We start from the raw sequence: 15,170 nt of genomic DNA, 5'->3' as shown, positions 1-15,170 counted from the left end.
TCCGCGCGGGCGACGAGGCAAAAATGGCAAATATGCACTATACCCATAACGTGGGCTACGTGGGTGCGAGCGTTCCGCACGCGCAGGCTGCGCCGCATTCTAACACCTTCAAGAAAATGACAAATCTGGCTGGCTCAGTGGCGTCCGTAGCGCTGATCGCAGGGGTTGGTGTCTGGGGATACAACCTTGTGATGCGCGATGTGTCGGGCATCCCGGTGGTGCGCGCCGCCGAAGGCGATATGCGCGTCCGTCCCGCCGATCCCGGCGGCCAGTTGGCGCAAAACACCGGCCTTTCGGTGAACGAAGTGGCCGCGGCGGGATCTGCCGCCGCACCTGCCGACCGCCTTGTCCTTGCGCCGCAACCGATGGAGCTGGCCGAGGAAGACGCACCAATGATCGAAACGGTTGCACCGGTGCAACAGCCCGCACCGCTGGATGTCGCCGCCAGCCTCGACCAAGACGCGGTGGACGTCACGCAGGCGCTGCAAGCCGGAGAGATCGACGCGCTGGTCAGCCAGTTGACCGCAGATGCCACACCCATCGACACCCTCGACAACGAAGTCCAACCGGTGCTCGCCTCCATCACGGCAGCGCAGGTGCCACAGGTGACGCCGACCGCTCCGGTGGTGCAGGGACCCGGCCCCAAATCGTCCATCCGGCCACAGTTGCGCCCGCGCACGGCACCGGCCGTCGTCATCCCGGCCAGCACGCCTGCCGCAACACCCGCAAGTGCACAAGATCTCGAAGCCAGCGCATTGCCTGCGGGCACACGACTGGTCCAGCTTGGTGCCTTTGACAGCCCAGACATTGCCCGCACGCAATGGGACAAGATGCTGGCCCGGTTTGGCGATTACATGAGCGGCAAGGACCGGGTGATCCAGCAGGCTCAAAGCGGTGGCCGCACGTTCTATCGTTTGCGCGCCCATGGGTTCACCGACCTCAGCGATGCGCGCAGGTTCTGTTCGGCGCTGGTTGCCGAAGGTGCGGACTGTATCCCGGTCGTGACACGATGAATTTCGGCGCTACCATCCTCGACGCGGATGCGCTGCGCCTGTCCAAGGATGAAAAAGCGTTCTTTCGTGACGCTGACCCGTTTGGCTTTATCCTCTTTGCCCGCAATGTAGACACACCCGATCAAGTCTATGGCCTGTGCTCCGAGATGCGCGATGCGGTGGGCCGCGAAGCGCCGATTACCATTGATCAGGAGGGTGGGCGCGTCCAGCGCCTGCGCAGCCCCACATGGCGCGAATGGGCGGCACCTTTGGACTTTGTCCGTGCCGCAGGTGACGATGCCCCGCGTGCGATGTACCTGCGCTATCGCCTGATCGCGGCAGAGTTGAAGGCGCTCAGCATCGACAGCAATTGCGCGCCGATGGTCGATCTGGTGGTGGATAAGACGCACAGATTCCTCGAAAACCGCTGCTACGGCACGGACGCGTCCGCAATAGCAGAGATCGGGCGCGCTGTGGCGGACGGGCACCTTGATGGTGGTGTGTTGCCGGTCCTGAAACACATTCCGGGGCACGGGCGCACCGATCTGGACAGCCATTACGACCTGCCACGTGTGGATGAAGACCTTGATACATTGCGCGAATTCGACTTTGCCCCGTTCCGCGCATTGAATGATCTGCCCATGGGGATGACGGCCCATGTGGTCTATTCCGCCATCGACGAAGACCCCGCGACCCTGTCGCGCGACACGATGGATATGGTCCGCCGTGACATTGGCTTTGACGGCCTGATCATGACCGACGACATCGGGATGAAGGCGTTGTCAGGCACCAAGGGCGACATCGCCAAACGGGCTCTCGCGGCGGGTTGCGACGTGATCCTGCACTGCAATGACCCGCTCGCAGTACGGATCGAAGTGGCAAATGCCGCAGGCCAAATGAGCGATGCCGCTCAAACACGTGCCGAAGCTGCTCTGGCGGCGCGCTGCACCCCTGATGACATTGACATTGCCGACCTGAACGCCGAACTTGAGGCGCTTTTGGGCGGGCGTTTGGATGGCTGAAGACAGCTTCGAAGAAGACACACTTTCCGTTTCCGACCGCCTCGCCGCCGAGGCGTTGATTGTCGACGTCGACGGGTATGAAGGACCGCTGGACCTGCTGTTGACGCTGGGCCGGACGCAAAAGGTCGATCTGCGCCAGATTTCGATCCTGCAACTGGCGCACCAGTATCTGGCATTTGTCGAAAAGGCCAAGCAGCTGCGTCTGGAACTGGCGGCGGACTATCTCGTCATGGCCGCGTGGCTTGCGTTTCTGAAGTCCCGCCTGCTTCTCCCGCCCGATCCGACCGAAGACGGGCCGTCGGGCGAGGAACTCGCCGCTCATCTGGCGTTTCAGCTTGAACGCCTGCAAGCCATGCGGGATGCCGCCGCCCGCCTTATGGCGCGCGATCAGTTGGGACGCGACTTCTTTGCCCGCGGCCAGTCCGAAGAGGTGACGCGCGTGCGGCGGGTCACATACTCCGCGACCCTGCTTGACCTGATGCAAGGCTATGCCCGCATCCGCACCCGCGACGATTTCCGCCCGTTTGTGATGGACCGTGACGCTGTATTCACGATGGAACAGGCGCTGGACCGGATGCGGGGGCTAATCGGGTATGCGGGCGAGTGGACGGATATCCTGTCTTACCTGCCCGAAGGTTGGGAACTGGACCCGGTCAAACGGCGCTCGGCCACCGCTGCGACCTTTGCGGCGAGCTTGGAGCTGGTGAAGGAAGGGCATCTGGTGATCCGCCAGACGGAATCATTCGCGCCGATTCAGGTGCGCAAGAAAGATGAAAAGCGTGATGGAACACCCTGAAGAAATTGAAGAAAGCCTGTTTGAGGCACCCCCGATGGGTGAACAGGAACGCATGGTCGAAGCGATCCTCTTTGCCAGTGTAGAACCTGTGACCGTCCGGGAACTGGAATCTCGTATGCCGCATGGCTGCGATCCGGCAGAGGCGCTGGTACACCTGCGCAAACGCTACGAGGGGCGCGGTGTGCAGGTGATGAAAGTGGGCGACGCATGGGCGATCCGCACCGCGGCCGATCTGGGTTTTTTGATGCAAAAGGAAACGGTGGAGACGCGCAAACTGTCCCGCGCCGCGATCGAAACGCTGGCTATCATTGCCTATCATCAGCCCGTCACACGGGCCGAGATTGAGGAAATCAGGGGCGTCAGCGTCAGTCGTGGCACTGTGGACCAATTGCTGGAGATGGAATGGATTCGCTTTGGTCGCCGCAAGATGACCCCGGGCCGTCCTGTGACCTTTGTGGTGACACAGCATTTTCTGGACCACTTTGGCCTTGAGAATGCGCGCGATCTGCCCGGCCTCAAGGAATTGCGCGCCGCTGGCCTGTTGGAAAACCGCCCGCCGCCCGGCACCTTGCCCGGCCCCGAAAGCGATCCCGAAGACGAAAGCGAAGAAGGCCAGTCCGAGCTTTTTGAGGACTGACCTGATATTTGCCGCATTCTGCGCTATATTGACCGCAACGAAACGGGGCGGAGCAGGTCCATGAACGTCAACCAGATCATCAATATGGTCATGCGTATCATCATGCGCAAAGCGATCAACAAGGGCATTGATGCGGGCATGAACCGTGTCTCCAAGGGCGGCGGCGCTGCGAAAAAACAACGGCTCGAAGACATCCCGCCAGACCAGATGACGCCGAAACAGCGCATCCGCGCGGAACGCCGAGCCCGGCGTGCCGCCGAACAAGACGGGCAGGCCTAAACGCTAGACGCGGAAATGTTTGCTGAGCTTCAGGCCCTGACCCTGATAGTTCGACGCAATGTCTGCGCCATATAGCTGCGCAGGACGTTCTGACATCTTCTCATAGATCAGCCGGCCCACAACCTGTCCATGCTCCAGCACAAACGGCGCCTCGTGGCAGCGGACCTCAAGCACACCGCGTGACCCCGAGCCACCGGCGGCATCGTGTCCGAAACCGGGATCGAAGAACCCGGCATAGTGCACCCTGAACTCGCCCACCATGGCCAGATAGGGCGCCATTTCGGCAGCATAGTCCGGCGGGATATGCACCGCCTCGCGGCTCACCAGAATGTAGAACGCACCCGGATCAAGGATGATATGACCATCCCGCGTGTGCACCTCTTCCCAGAATTCTGTCGGGTCGTAATGCCCGATCTTGTCCAGATCAATCACGCCCGTGTGCGGCTTCGCCCGGTATCCCACCAGCGTGGTGTCGGGCAGGGCAAGGTCCACGGAAAAGCCCAGACCGTCGTCAATCACCGCTTCGCCATCCACCAGCGGGCTGGCGTCGTGCAGCGCGCTCAGCGCCGCGTCGCTCAGCACCGCCTGTCCATCGCGGAACCGGATTTGGTTCAACCGCATCCCCGGACGCACCAGTACGGAAAACGACCGCGGGCATATCTCTGCATAAAGCGGGCCGTTATAGCCGAGCGCAATGCGGTCGAACTCTGTTCCGCCGTCAGTGATCGTGCGTGTGAGCAAATCCAGCCGCCCGGTCGAGCTTTTGGCGTTGGCCACGGCCTGAACGCCTTGTGGCAGGGACAACCGTTCCATCAGCGGAACGACGTAAACGCAGCCCTTTTCCAGTACGGCCCCGTTCGACAGGTCCACGCGGTGCATTTCAAACTCTGTCAACCGGTCGGCCACAGAGCGCCCCGCACCGGCAAGAAACGAGGCACGCACGCGGTAGGCCACCGGACCCAGCCGCAAGTCGAGACTGGCGGGTTGCAACTGTGCAGGGATAATCGCGGGATCGGCGGACAACGCGCCACTGTCGATCAGGCCGGAGATTTGCGTGTCTGACAGAACCCCGGTCATGAGAGCCTCATGGAAATCAACGGGTCACATGCGGCACATGTGACAGCCCCTGGGGTGCGGGGCGGGGTGGTGTTGGTCGGGCTAGCAGGACTCGAACCTGCGACCTTCCGTCCCCCAGACGGACGCGCTACCAGGCTGCGCCATAGCCCGACGTGAGCTGTGTCATACCCGATTTCTGGCCGGGGGCAAGAGCGAATTGGCATCCTGTGTGTCGCTGTTCAGCGGCTGTCGCCGCGCGCGCTTGCCATGCGGTCGCGCAACGTGACCAACTCGGCCACGAGCGGTGCAATGGCGTCCCGTTGCGCGGGGCTGAGCGTTGATAAGCGGGCGGCAAGGCCAAGCGCCGAAGGGCTGGCGGTCAGCGTCGCGGGGTCCGGGTCGTCTGGCACGTCGATGATGCTTGGTTTGGGTGCTTGGGGTTCGGGCGCGGGTTCCGGTTCTTGGATTTCGGGTGCCGGGTGTTCGGGCGGCGCCATAAAGCTGGGCAGACCGGCAGGTGCGCTGGCCTCAAGCGTGTCGGGCACAGGCTCCGTTTCGGGCACGTCCACGGACTCCGACTCCGGCTCGGGCGCGGCGGGGGCCGGGCTGCGCATGAAGGCAGGCAGGGACGGCGCTTGATCCTCTGCCGGGGCAGGGGCGGCGTCCTCTTCTGCCAGGGGCACGTCGTCCGTCTCGGCCTCGACCTGCGCGTCCGGACCTGCGGTATCGGGCACGGCAAAGAGGTCATCGGCGTGCGGTTCCGGCTCTGCCACATCGTCCGCAGCGGCAATTTCGTCTGGTTCGGGTGTCGGTTGCGCAGTCTCTTCGACCGGTTCGGGGGCCAGATCAACGACCGGTGCCTCCTCGATTGCGGGGGCCATTTCAGCCTCAACCGCATCGCCGTCTGCAACCAGATCGCCGTCCACCTGCGCCGCCGTCACTTCGTCCAGCGGACGCGACATGTCCGCGACATGGGCCATACCCTCTTCGCGCAGGATCTTTTGGACGCCCTTGATGGTCATCCCGTCCTCATGCAGCAGCTTGCGAATGCCGCCCAACAGCAACATGTCGGCAGGGCGGTAGTACCGCCGTCCGCCCGCACGTTTCACGGGCTTTACCTGACTGAACTTGCTTTCCCAGAACCGCAGCACATGGGTCTGAACGCCAAGCCATTCGGCCACTTCGGAGATGGTGCGGAAGGCGTCGGCGGATTTGTTGACCATGGGCTCAGGACTTGTTGCCCGCCGCCACACGATCCTTCATCAGATGCGAGGGACGGAAGGTCAGCACGCGGCGGGGATTGATCGGGACCTCTTCGCCGGTCTTGGGGTTGCGGCCAACGCGGGCCGACTTGTCGCGGACCGAAAAGGTGCCAAAGGACGAAATCTTGACCTGTTCACCGCGCACCAGCGCATCTGACATGTGATCCAGGACACTCTCCACCAGTTGCGCGCTCTCGTTGCGCGACAGGCCCACCTCACGGAACACTGCTTCGCTCAGGTCCATGCGGGTCAAAGTCTTGTCAGTCATCAGGTCCCCCTTTTGACCGACCATAGGTTGACCGGAAATTCCGAGTCAATATCAAGTGGTTGCAGGATGACGCTGAACGGCGCGAAATCGCGCCATGTGGGAAAAATGCGCAAGGCCCAGCCGGTGCTACCAGCGCAGGACCACAGCCCCCCAGGCCAGACCGCCGCCGATGGCCTCGGTCACCAGCAGGTCGCCGTCCTTGATCTGGCCCCGAGCACGGCCCACGGACAAGGCCAGCGGGATAGACGCGGCAGAAGTGTTGCCGTGATCCTGCACGGTCACCACAACGCGGTCCATGGGCACGTTCATCTTTTTGGCGGTGCCTTGGATGATGCGGATATTGGCCTGATGCGGCACGATCCAATCGACATCATCTGCGGTCACACCGGCCCGGTCCATCGCGGTATGCGCAGTGGCGGCCAGCTTTTCGACGGCGTGTCGGAACACCTGATTGCCCTGCATACGCAGGTATCCGCTGGTCCCCGTGCTCACCCCGCCATCGACATACAGCAAATCGCGAAGCCGTCCGTCCGAATGCAGATCGCAGGCCAGAATGCCCCGGTCTGACGCCTCGCCCGCAGCCTCTTCGGCCTCCAGCACCAACGCACCTGCGCCGTCGCCAAACAGCACGCAGGTGCTGCGGTCGGTCCAGTCCATGATCTTGGAAAACGTCTCCGCCCCGATAACAAGCACCCGCCGGGCCTGACCCGACAGGATCAGCGCGTTCGCGTTGCTGAGCGCATAGACAAAGCCCGCGCACACCGCCTGTACGTCAAAGGCAAAGCCGCCCGTCATGCCAAGCTGCGCCTGCACCATCGTGGCGGCAGACGGAAATGTCAGATCGGCGGTGGATGTGGCCAGCACGATGGCGTCGATATCCGACGCCTCCAGCCCCGAATCAGCCAGCGCCGCCTGCGCGGCCGCGGTGGCCATGGAGGATGTGGTGTCCGTTTCCGTGGCAAAATGACGGCGTTCGATCCCGGAGCGGGACCTGATCCACTCGTCTGTGGTGTCCAGCGTCGCCTCAAATTCCGAATTCTCGACAACGCGCGCGGGCAGGTAGTGCCCCGCGCCGCGCACCACGGCCCGGATCGTCATCGCTCGCTCTCCTCTGCCAGCTGCGTCGCTTTTGCGATGCGTGCAGCCAGCTTGTCGCTAAAGCCGAGTTCGGCCAGTTGTGCCGCCAGCTTGATCGCTGCGGAGACGCCTGTCGAGTCGGCACTGCCGTGTGATTTGACCACTGTGCCGTTCAGGCCAAGGAACACGCCGCCATTGACCCGGCGCGGGTCGATCCGCTTTTTCAGACGCCGCAGCGATGTGAGCGCAAGGATCGACGCCAGCCGCGACAGGGGCGTGTGGCGGAACGCCTCGCGCAGGCGGTCGCCGATCAGGGCGGCGGTGCCTTCGCCCGTTTTGATCGCGACGTTGCCGGTGAACCCGTCGGTCACGATCACGTCCACCACATCGCCCGAGATATCGCCGCCTTCGACAAAGCCGGCAAAGTCGAAATCCGCCGCATCCGCGTTTTCCGCGATCAGGTCATAGGCGGCCTTTAGTTCGGTGCGCCCCTTGTGCTCTTCGGTGCCGACATTCAGCAGGCCCACGCGCGGGCGGCTGAGGTTCAGCCCGTTACGGGCATAGGACGCGCCCATCAGCGCATAGCGCAGCAGGTCCGACGCCTCAGCCCGGATGTCCGCGCCCACATCCAGCATGACGTTGAACCCTTGGGGGTTGCGGCTGGGATAAAGCACGGCAATTGCGGGCCGGTTCACACCGGGCAATTTGCGCAGGCGGATCATCGACAGGGCCATAAGCGCGCCGGTGTTGCCGCAACTGACAGCCACCGTTGCCTCGCCCGAGCGGACGGCATCAATGGCGGACCACATGGACGTATCCTTGCCCGAGCGCACCACCTGGCTGGGCTTGTCGTCCATTGTCACGATGCCCTTGGCATCGCGGATGGTGACGCGACCGGCCAAGGGTTTGCGTCGCGCAACGAGCTTTTCCAGCTCATCGGCGGGGCCGTGCAGGATGAACCCAAGGCGGGGGTTTTTCTTGGCGGAAATCGCGCAGCCAGACACAATTGCGGCGGGGCCTGAATCCCCGCCCATCGCGTCAACAGACAGCGTAATAGGAAAGGCGGTTGCAGTGCTTTGATCGGCCAGATCGGTCTTTTGGGCCGTCATGTGCGCTGCCTGCCTTTGCTCCTGCGGTCGCTTAGGCCGCGTCGTCTTCCAGATCGACCTCTTCGGTCATGGCGACAATTTCGTCGTCATTGTAGTGACCGCACGCCGCGCACACGTGGTGGGGCCGCTTGAGTTCACCACAATTGGGACACTCGTTGGGATTCGCGGGGGTCAAGCTGTCGTGCATACGGCGGTTGTTGCGACGCGACTTCGACACTTTATTCTGTTGCACAGCCATTGTGGTGGGCCTTCGAGGTTCGGGCAGGGCCGCACGCATGTCGCGCGGCTGCATGTTTCGGGTCGCCCATCCGTGGGCGCGGTTTTCGGTCGTCCATTCTGCGGGCGTGACGTGCGTTTAGGCAAAGCCTGTGGGCATGTCCAACCCAAAATATCGTGAGCGCGGCAAAATACCCATCTTTGCGGCCAGCGCAAGGGGGATCAGTCGCTGTTGTCGTCCAGTTGCGCCTTGAGGGCGGCCAGTCCGGCAAAGGGTTTGAGGTCCGAATCCCTCAGCGCCTCTTTGCCCGGCTCGGTTGCGACGACTTCGCCCAGTTCGGCATCTGTGGCACGGGGGAATTCGGGGATTTCGAGGCTGAGGGCTTCGGCCATCACGGCGTGTGGGTCGATCCACGCGCCCAGCGGTTCGATTGTCTCGTCTTCGGGCATCTCGACTTCGGGTGCGTCCGGTTCCGCGTAGTCGCGCACATAGAGCCGCGCCACGTCCACATCGATCCGCGTGGTCACCGGCGCGAGTGTCACACCGCAAGGCTGCACAACGGTGGCACCCAGCTTGGCGCGCAGCGCCCAGTCCGCCTTGCCTTGCCCCGCAACGGTCCCGGTGAACCGCACCTTGCGCACAGCATCCACGCCCAGCGTGTCCGCCAGAGCCGTCAGGGCCGCCGCATCCGGCACGACCTCGAAGGCGGTTGTGGCGTTTTGCGGCAGTTCGGACACCCGAAGGGCGTCCCGGGAAGGGGCAGAGCCTGACATGGAATATGCTTTCGTTTCTTGAATGAAGACGCGGTCTTGGGTAAGCGAGATAAAAGCACGGCCCTTCCTGAGCAAGAGGGGCGCCAAAAAGACGATGGGAGCGCACATGCGGACCTGGACCATTCCGATCCTGCTAACAGCATCGCTGGCGTTGGCCGCCTGTTCTGCGCAATTCCGGAACCATGGCTATATCCCGCCCGAAGAAGACCTGCAGGAACTGGTGGTGGGGATCGACACCCGCGCCAGCGTCGAGGACGTGGTCGGCACGCCCACGGCGGGCGGTGTGCTTGAGGGGGGCGATTTCTTTTACGTGGCCCACACCGTGCGCACCTTTGGTCCGCGCCGCCCCGAAGTGGTGGATCGTCAGGTGCTCGCCATCAGCTTTGACGAAGAAGGCGTGTTGCAGAACATCGAACGTTTCGGGCTGGAAGCAGGGCGCGTTGTCGTGCTGGAACGCCGTGTGACGGACAGCGGTGTGACCGACACGCCGTTCCTGCGACAGCTTTTGGGCAGCTTTGGCCGGATCCTGCCAACGCAAGGAGCGTTTGGCAGCTGATACCGTCACGGCTTTGTCACCGGGCCCATGCTATGGGCCGCCGCAACAGGCAAGGCAGGAGGGCGCTGCTGTGATCAAGCTCAAACGTGGTCGCTACGCCGTGCGCATTGCTCAGACAGCTGCGGATGTGCAGGCGGCACAAGCATTGCGGGCGCGGTGTTTCGGACTGTCGAAGCCGTGGGACGTGGATGCGTTTGACGCCATCTGCACGCATATCCTGATCCACCGTGTCTGTGACGACGCTTTGGTCAGTTGTTTCCGCATGTTGCCCCTGACCGGTGCCGAGATTTCGCGCAGCTATTCGGCGCAGTATTACGGGTTGAGCGCGTTGGAGGCGTATGACGGCAAGATGGTCGAGATGGGCCGGTTTTGCGTGGACCCCGATGCTGCGGATCCCGATATCCTGCGGGTGGCGTGGGGGGCCATGACGTCCTTTGTGGATAACAATGGGGTGGAACTGCTTTTTGGTTGCTCGTCCTTTGCCGGAACGGAGACCGCCGATTATCTTGATGCTTTTGCGATGCTCAAGGCACGGCATTTGGCGCCCAAACGCTGGCTGCCGCGGGTCAAGGCCCCCAATGTGTTCCGCTATGCCGCGCGTCTGCGGCGGAAACCGGATGCAAAGAAGGCAATGCTGCGGATGCCCCCGCTGCTGCGGACCTACCTGCTGATGGGCGGCTGGGTGAGCGATCACGCGGTTGTCGATGTCCAGATGAACACGCTGCATGTGTTCACCGGACTGGAGATCGGCGCGATCCCACCCGCGCGCAAACGCCTGTTGCGGGCCGTGTTGGGGTAGGATTTCGGATCGGGGTGCCCGGATCCGACCGGCTGGGGGGCCAGCCCCCCAGACCCCCCGGAGTATTTGCCAAAGAGAAGAAGGGGGGCTGGTTGACGGGCACATGCGGACCGACTAGCTGCGCGGTATGGCCCGTATCCCCTTGCTCCAGCTTTCCGATATCTCGCTGACCTTTGGCGGTGATCCTGTTTTTGCCGATCTGTCGTTGGTCGTGCAGCCCGGTGACCGTGTGGCGCTGGTGGGGCGCAACGGGTCGGGCAAATCGACGTTGATGAAGGTTATGGCCGGTCTGGTCGAAGCGGACAGCGGCAACATCGTGGCCGGTCCGGGTGTATCTGTGGGGTATATGGAGCAAGACCCTGATATGTCGGGATTTGCGACACTTGGGGATTTTGCCGTTCACGGGCTGGCACCGTCGGATTTGTACAAGGTTGAACGGGCAGGCGAAGGGTTGAAGTTCGATCCCGCGCGTGCGGTGGATACGGCATCGGGCGGCGAGCGTCGCCGTGCGGCGCTGGCGCGTTTGATGGCAGAAGAACCGGCGCTGATGTTGCTGGACGAGCCTACAAACCATTTGGATATCGAAGCGATTGCGTGGCTTGAGGCTGAATTGAAGGCGACGCGGGCCGCATATGTCCTGATTTCCCACGATCGGGCATTTTTGCGTGAGCTATCCCGTGCAACCCTCTGGATTGACAGGGGAATGGTCCGGCGTCAGGAGAAGGGGTTTTCCGCATTCGAAGCGTGGCGGGATACCGTCTGGGAGGAAGAGGACCAGACCCGCCACAAGCTCAACCGCAAGATCAAGGCGGAGGCCCGCTGGGCGGTCGAAGGCATCAGCGCGCGGCGCAAACGCAACATGGGTCGGGTGCGGGCGTTGCAGGATTTGCGCGCCGAACGCGCAGCCCAGATCAAGCGGCAGGGGGCGGCGGCCATGGCGCTGGACGCCGGACCAAAATCGGGTCGCAAGGTGATCGAGGCGCGCGGTATTTCAAAGTCTTATGGTGAAAAACTCATCTTTCGCCCCTTCGATCTGCGCGTGCTGCGCGGGGACCGGATTGCCTTTGTCGGACCCAACGGTGTGGGCAAAACCACCTTGCTCAAAACCCTGATCGGGCAAGAGCCGCCGGATACAGGCACCGTGACCCTTGGCACAGGCCTTGAACTGGCGGTCTTTGATCAGGCGCGGTCGCAACTCGACCCGGACGTAAGCCTGTGGGACAGCCTGACCAGCGATCCCGAAATGCGAGTGAGTGGCAAGGCGGATCAGGTCATGGTGCGCGGCACGCCGCGTCATGTGGTGGGCTATCTCAAGGAGTTCCTGTTTGACGAGGCGCGGGCCCGTGCGCCCGTGCGGTCGCTTTCGGGCGGGGAGAAAGCGCGGTTGTTGCTGGCCCGGATCATGGCAAGGCAGAGCAATCTGCTGGTGCTGGATGAGCCGACCAATGATCTTGATGTGGAAACGCTCGACCTGTTGCAAGACCTGCTCGACCAATATGACGGCACTGTGCTGCTGGTCAGTCACGACCGTGATTTTCTGGATCGCGTGGCGGTCACAACCGTGGCGATGGAGGGGGACGGGCGCGCAACGGTCTATGCGGGCGGATGGAGTGACTACCGGGTGCAGCGCGGCGCGGATGCGCCTGAGGTAGGCCCGGACAAACCCAAGATGACCGCGCCCAAGCCTAAAACCAAGCCAGAAGCGCGCAGTGGTGGGCTGAGCTTTACCGAAAAGCACCGGCTTGATGCACTGCCGGCGGAGATGGAACGGTTGGAGGCCGAGATTGCCAAAGTGCAGGCGTTGCTGTCGGACCCGGATCTGTTCACCTGTGAGCCGGTCAAATTCCGCAAGGCAACAGAAGCGCTGGCAGAGCGCCAGTTGCGGCTTTCGGCGGCGGAAGAGGAATGGCTGATGCTGGCGGAAAAGGCCGAAGCCTGAGCCGCGCCGCGGTCTGTGCGGCTACCCTTGGTGAATCCACCCGCCGCCAAAGATGCGGCTGCTGCCCCGGTCGTAGAACACGCAGGCCTGTCCCGGTGACACCCCGGCTTCGGCGGCGACCAGTTCGACCACTGCCGTGTGCGGCCCCGTGGGACGAATCACAGCGTCTGTGGGCGGGCGCGTGGAGCGCACTTTGACCGCCACATCCCATGTTGCGCGGCTGTCAAAGGGGGCATCGCCCAGCCAGTTCACCTCGCGCACCGGCACGGTGCGGGTGGCCAGCATGTCGCGCGGACCGACGATGACCTGTTTTGCTTCGGGATCCAGCTTGACCACGAACAACGGGTCCGCAAGCCCCCCGATGCCCAGACCGCGCCGCTGCCCGATGGTGTAATTCACCACACCATCATGCTGTCCCAGCACGCGTCCTTTGATGTCGACGATGTCTCCGGGGGCCGCCGCTTCGGGCCGCAATTTGCGGATGATCGCCGCGTAATCGCCGTTTGGGACAAAACAGATGTCCTGGCTGTCGGGCTTGTCGGCCACGGCCAATCCGTATTTTGCAGCCAGCGTGCGCGTGTCATCCTTGGACGGCAGGTGGCCCAGAGGAAAGCGCAGATAGTCCAGCTGTTCCGGCGTTGTGGAGAACAGAAAATAGCTTTGATCGCGACCTGCATCGGCGGCGCAATGCAGTTCGGCACCAGCCGGTCCGACCTTGCGCTGGATATAGTGTCCGGTGGCCATGCAATCGGCTTCGAGGTCGCGCGCCGTCTCCAACAGGTCCTTGAATTTCACCCGTTCGTTGCACCGGATGCAGGGCACAGGGGTCGCGCCCGCCAGATAACTGTCCGCGAATTCGTCGATCACGGCATCCTGAAAGATGTTTTCGTAATCAAGCACATAATGGGGAAAGCCCATCTCTTCGGCCACACGGCGCGCGTCGTGGATGTCACGGCCTGCACAGCACGCGCCTTTCTTGGCCAATGCCGCGCCGTGGTCATATAGCTGCAGGGTCACGCCCACCACATCATAGCCCTGCGCCTTGAGCTCGGCGGCCACGACGGAACTGTCGACACCACCGGACATGGCCACGACCACGCGGGTGTCTTCGGGCGCTTTGGCAAAGCCCAGCGAGTTGAGCGGACCGGAATGGTCGAGCATGAGATGTCTCCGAGGAAGTTGCCGACAGATATATGAAAATCCGACACAGTCTCAAGAGTGCGTTTAACCCTACTTTAAACGCAGGCGGCAATGCTCGGCCCAAAGCAAATATGAGCAGTGCGATGTACTTGAAGAAAGTGGACGGTCCCCGAGCGGTGACCTTGCCGGACGGAACGGTTCTGACGCAGGCGGATATGCCGCCCGTAAACACCCGTCGCTGGGTGGCATCGCGCAAGGCGGCGGTGGTGCGGGGTGTACTGTACGGATTGATGACGCAAGAGGCGGCGCTAGAGCGCTATGGCATCAGCGCGGAAGAATTCACCGAGTGGGTGCGTGCCGTGTCTGAACATGGCGAAGACGCGCTGAAGGCGACAAGCGTTCAAAAATATAGACAACTTTAAGTTGTCTTGATAAAACTGAGACAGGGGTAACGTGTGGTTAACCTTTTCTCGTCACGGTGATGTCAAGCGAGTTTACCCCCCGTAACCCGGAGACCTGCCGAATGCGCGTCCTGCTTGTAGAAGATGATCCTACCACCTCCAAAAGCATCGAATTGATGCTGACCCATGCCAACCTCAATGTCTATGCGACGGACCTGGGCGAGGAGGGGATCGACCTTGCCAAGCTGTATGATTACGATCTGATCCTCCTTGACCTCGATTTGCCCGATATGAATGGGCACGAAGTGCTGCGCCAGTTGCGTATGGCGCGTATCGAAACACCCATCCTGATCCTGTCGGGTGCGGACGATACAGAGAATAAAATCAAGGGCTTCGGCTTTGGCGCAGACGATTATCTGACCAAGCCGTTCCACCGCGAGGAATTGGTGGCGCGCATCCATGCGATCATCCGCCGGTCCAAGGGGCATTCGCAGTCGGTGATCAACACCGGACAGGTCGCGGTCAACCTTGATGCAAAGACGGTGAGCGTCGACAACAAAACGGTGCACCTGACCGGCAAAGAGTATCAGATGCTCGAACTGTTGTCGCTCCGCAAGGGCACAACACTGACCAAGGAAATGTTCCTCAACCACCTTTACGGCGGCATGGACGAACCGGAACTCAAGATCATCGACGTGTTCATCTGCAAGTTGCGCAAGAAGTTGAGCACGGCAACCGGCGGCGAAAACTATATCGAAACGGTTTGGGGCCGCGGATATGTTTTGCGTGACCCGGAACCGGCGCAATCCGAAGACGACGAAAGACTGGCCATCGGGGCCTAGAAAAC

The 15,170-nt window shown here is 62.2% G+C and carries 18 protein-coding genes and 1 tRNA gene; 10 read left to right on the top strand and 9 right to left on the bottom strand.

The window, feature by feature from the left end:
• The first annotated feature begins 23 nt into the window (after positions 1 to 23).
• Genes Q1A85_RS07460 through Q1A85_RS07440 form a run of 5 tightly spaced genes read left to right on the top strand, consistent with a single transcriptional unit; the run spans position 24 to position 3,726 of the window.
• Positions 24 to 1,013, top strand: a complete 990-nt coding sequence (locus tag Q1A85_RS07460; protein WP_299686911.1) for an SPOR domain-containing protein — start codon at positions 24 to 26, stop codon at positions 1,011 to 1,013.
• Entirely contained in the window at positions 1,010 to 2,014 is a 1,005-nt protein-coding gene (nagZ, locus tag Q1A85_RS07455) for a beta-N-acetylhexosaminidase (RefSeq protein ID WP_299686909.1), read from the top strand. The genes Q1A85_RS07460 and nagZ overlap by 4 nt, the downstream gene beginning before the upstream one ends.
• Entirely contained in the window at positions 2,007 to 2,810 is an 804-nt protein-coding gene (locus Q1A85_RS07450; protein ID WP_299686908.1) for a ScpA family protein, read from the top strand. The genes nagZ and Q1A85_RS07450 overlap by 8 nt, the downstream gene beginning before the upstream one ends.
• Positions 2,797 to 3,447, top strand: a complete 651-nt coding sequence (scpB, locus tag Q1A85_RS07445) for an SMC-Scp complex subunit ScpB (RefSeq protein WP_299686907.1) — start codon at positions 2,797 to 2,799, stop codon at positions 3,445 to 3,447. The genes Q1A85_RS07450 and scpB overlap by 14 nt, the downstream gene beginning before the upstream one ends.
• Before the next feature lie 60 nt (positions 3,448 to 3,507).
• Positions 3,508 to 3,726, top strand: coding sequence for a hypothetical protein (locus tag Q1A85_RS07440; RefSeq protein WP_299686906.1), 219 nt, complete (start codon positions 3,508 to 3,510; stop codon positions 3,724 to 3,726).
• Positions 3,727 to 3,729: 3 nt separating this feature from the next.
• On the opposite strand, the gene Q1A85_RS07435 is transcribed toward Q1A85_RS07440, so the two are convergent.
• From Q1A85_RS07435 to Q1A85_RS07400, 8 genes are all read right to left on the bottom strand, one after another.
• Positions 3,730 to 4,803 carry a 2'-deoxycytidine 5'-triphosphate deaminase gene (locus tag Q1A85_RS07435; protein ID WP_299686904.1) on the bottom strand — a complete coding sequence of 358 codons (1,074 nt, stop codon included), beginning with the start codon at positions 4,801 to 4,803 and terminating at the stop codon, positions 3,730 to 3,732.
• Between the two features lie 73 nt (positions 4,804 to 4,876).
• Positions 4,877 to 4,953 (bottom strand) — tRNA-Pro (locus Q1A85_RS07430).
• Between the two features lie 68 nt (positions 4,954 to 5,021).
• Complete coding sequence (locus tag Q1A85_RS07425; RefSeq protein WP_299686902.1) at positions 5,022 to 6,005, bottom strand: MerR family transcriptional regulator; 984 nt, start codon at positions 6,003 to 6,005, stop codon at positions 5,022 to 5,024.
• A 4-nt stretch (positions 6,006 to 6,009) separates the two neighbouring features.
• Positions 6,010 to 6,312, bottom strand: coding sequence for an integration host factor subunit alpha (gene ihfA, locus Q1A85_RS07420; protein WP_076627506.1), 303 nt, complete (start codon positions 6,310 to 6,312; stop codon positions 6,010 to 6,012).
• Between the two features lie 126 nt (positions 6,313 to 6,438).
• Entirely contained in the window at positions 6,439 to 7,410 is a 972-nt protein-coding gene (locus Q1A85_RS07415; RefSeq protein ID WP_299686900.1) for a beta-ketoacyl-ACP synthase III, read from the bottom strand.
• Positions 7,407 to 8,498 carry a phosphate acyltransferase PlsX gene (plsX, locus tag Q1A85_RS07410; RefSeq protein WP_299686898.1) on the bottom strand — a complete coding sequence of 364 codons (1,092 nt, stop codon included), beginning with the start codon at positions 8,496 to 8,498 and terminating at the stop codon, positions 7,407 to 7,409. The genes Q1A85_RS07415 and plsX overlap by 4 nt, the downstream gene beginning before the upstream one ends.
• Positions 8,499 to 8,529: 31 nt before the next feature.
• On the bottom strand, positions 8,530 to 8,736 hold the full coding sequence (gene rpmF, locus Q1A85_RS07405) for a 50S ribosomal protein L32 (protein ID WP_299686896.1): 207 nt from the start codon (positions 8,734 to 8,736) through the stop codon (positions 8,530 to 8,532).
• A 200-nt stretch (positions 8,737 to 8,936) separates the two neighbouring features.
• Positions 8,937 to 9,488: a DUF177 domain-containing protein gene (locus tag Q1A85_RS07400; RefSeq protein WP_299686894.1), complete on the bottom strand. Its 552-nt coding sequence runs from the start codon at positions 9,486 to 9,488 to the stop codon at positions 8,937 to 8,939.
• 106 nt (positions 9,489 to 9,594) lie between these two features.
• Here Q1A85_RS07400 and bamE point away from each other — a divergent pair, with 106 nt between their 5' ends.
• From bamE to Q1A85_RS07385, 3 genes are all read left to right on the top strand, one after another.
• The gene (bamE, locus tag Q1A85_RS07395) at positions 9,595 to 10,044 is read left to right on the top strand and encodes an outer membrane protein assembly factor BamE (protein WP_299686892.1); all 450 of its coding nucleotides are present in this window, start codon (positions 9,595 to 9,597) and stop codon (positions 10,042 to 10,044) included.
• A gap of 70 nt (positions 10,045 to 10,114) precedes the next feature.
• Positions 10,115 to 10,843 (top strand): GNAT family N-acyltransferase, encoded by a 729-nt coding sequence (locus tag Q1A85_RS07390; protein ID WP_299686890.1) that lies wholly within the window; start codon positions 10,115 to 10,117, stop codon positions 10,841 to 10,843.
• A 127-nt stretch (positions 10,844 to 10,970) separates the two neighbouring features.
• Positions 10,971 to 12,782 (top strand): ATP-binding cassette domain-containing protein, encoded by a 1,812-nt coding sequence (locus Q1A85_RS07385; protein ID WP_299686888.1) that lies wholly within the window; start codon positions 10,971 to 10,973, stop codon positions 12,780 to 12,782.
• A 21-nt stretch (positions 12,783 to 12,803) separates the two neighbouring features.
• On the opposite strand, the gene mnmA is transcribed toward Q1A85_RS07385, so the two are convergent.
• Complete coding sequence (gene mnmA / locus Q1A85_RS07380) at positions 12,804 to 13,943, bottom strand: tRNA 2-thiouridine(34) synthase MnmA (RefSeq protein ID WP_299686886.1); 1,140 nt, start codon at positions 13,941 to 13,943, stop codon at positions 12,804 to 12,806.
• A 122-nt stretch (positions 13,944 to 14,065) separates the two neighbouring features.
• Between mnmA and Q1A85_RS07375 the strand changes: the two genes are divergently transcribed.
• Positions 14,066 to 14,344 (top strand): DUF1153 domain-containing protein, encoded by a 279-nt coding sequence (locus Q1A85_RS07375; protein WP_299686884.1) that lies wholly within the window; start codon positions 14,066 to 14,068, stop codon positions 14,342 to 14,344.
• Between the two features lie 101 nt (positions 14,345 to 14,445).
• Positions 14,446 to 15,165, top strand: a complete 720-nt coding sequence (ctrA, locus tag Q1A85_RS07370) for a response regulator transcription factor CtrA (RefSeq protein WP_299686882.1) — start codon at positions 14,446 to 14,448, stop codon at positions 15,163 to 15,165.
• Positions 15,166 to 15,170 lie beyond the last annotated feature (5 nt).

The sequence above is a fragment of the uncultured Tateyamaria sp. genome (assembly GCF_947503385.1).
Lineage (GTDB): Bacteria > Pseudomonadota > Alphaproteobacteria > Rhodobacterales > Rhodobacteraceae > Tateyamaria.
This window is presented reverse-complemented; position numbering and strand designations above follow the sequence as displayed.

Coding starts and splice junctions, on each gene's coding strand:
- Q1A85_RS07460 (WP_299686911.1), top strand. CDS start 24: ATGGCAAATATGCACTATACCCATAACGTGGGCTACGTGGGTGCGAGC.
- nagZ (WP_299686909.1), top strand. CDS start 1,010: ATGAATTTCGGCGCTACCATCCTCGACGCGGATGCGCTGCGCCTGTCC.
- Q1A85_RS07450 (WP_299686908.1), top strand. CDS start 2,007: ATGGCTGAAGACAGCTTCGAAGAAGACACACTTTCCGTTTCCGACCGC.
- scpB (WP_299686907.1), top strand. CDS start 2,797: ATGGAACACCCTGAAGAAATTGAAGAAAGCCTGTTTGAGGCACCCCCG.
- Q1A85_RS07440 (WP_299686906.1), top strand. CDS start 3,508: ATGAACGTCAACCAGATCATCAATATGGTCATGCGTATCATCATGCGC.
- Q1A85_RS07435 (WP_299686904.1), bottom strand. CDS start 4,803: ATGACCGGGGTTCTGTCAGACACGCAAATCTCCGGCCTGATCGACAGT.
- Q1A85_RS07425 (WP_299686902.1), bottom strand. CDS start 6,005: ATGGTCAACAAATCCGCCGACGCCTTCCGCACCATCTCCGAAGTGGCC.
- ihfA (WP_076627506.1), bottom strand. CDS start 6,312: ATGACTGACAAGACTTTGACCCGCATGGACCTGAGCGAAGCAGTGTTC.
- Q1A85_RS07415 (WP_299686900.1), bottom strand. CDS start 7,410: ATGACGATCCGGGCCGTGGTGCGCGGCGCGGGGCACTACCTGCCCGCG.
- plsX (WP_299686898.1), bottom strand. CDS start 8,498: ATGACGGCCCAAAAGACCGATCTGGCCGATCAAAGCACTGCAACCGCC.
- rpmF (WP_299686896.1), bottom strand. CDS start 8,736: ATGGCTGTGCAACAGAATAAAGTGTCGAAGTCGCGTCGCAACAACCGC.
- Q1A85_RS07400 (WP_299686894.1), bottom strand. CDS start 9,488: ATGTCAGGCTCTGCCCCTTCCCGGGACGCCCTTCGGGTGTCCGAACTG.
- bamE (WP_299686892.1), top strand. CDS start 9,595: ATGCGGACCTGGACCATTCCGATCCTGCTAACAGCATCGCTGGCGTTG.
- Q1A85_RS07385 (WP_299686888.1), top strand. CDS start 10,971: ATGGCCCGTATCCCCTTGCTCCAGCTTTCCGATATCTCGCTGACCTTT.
- mnmA (WP_299686886.1), bottom strand. CDS start 13,943: ATGCTCGACCATTCCGGTCCGCTCAACTCGCTGGGCTTTGCCAAAGCG.
- Q1A85_RS07375 (WP_299686884.1), top strand. CDS start 14,066: ATGTACTTGAAGAAAGTGGACGGTCCCCGAGCGGTGACCTTGCCGGAC.
- ctrA (WP_299686882.1), top strand. CDS start 14,446: ATGCGCGTCCTGCTTGTAGAAGATGATCCTACCACCTCCAAAAGCATC.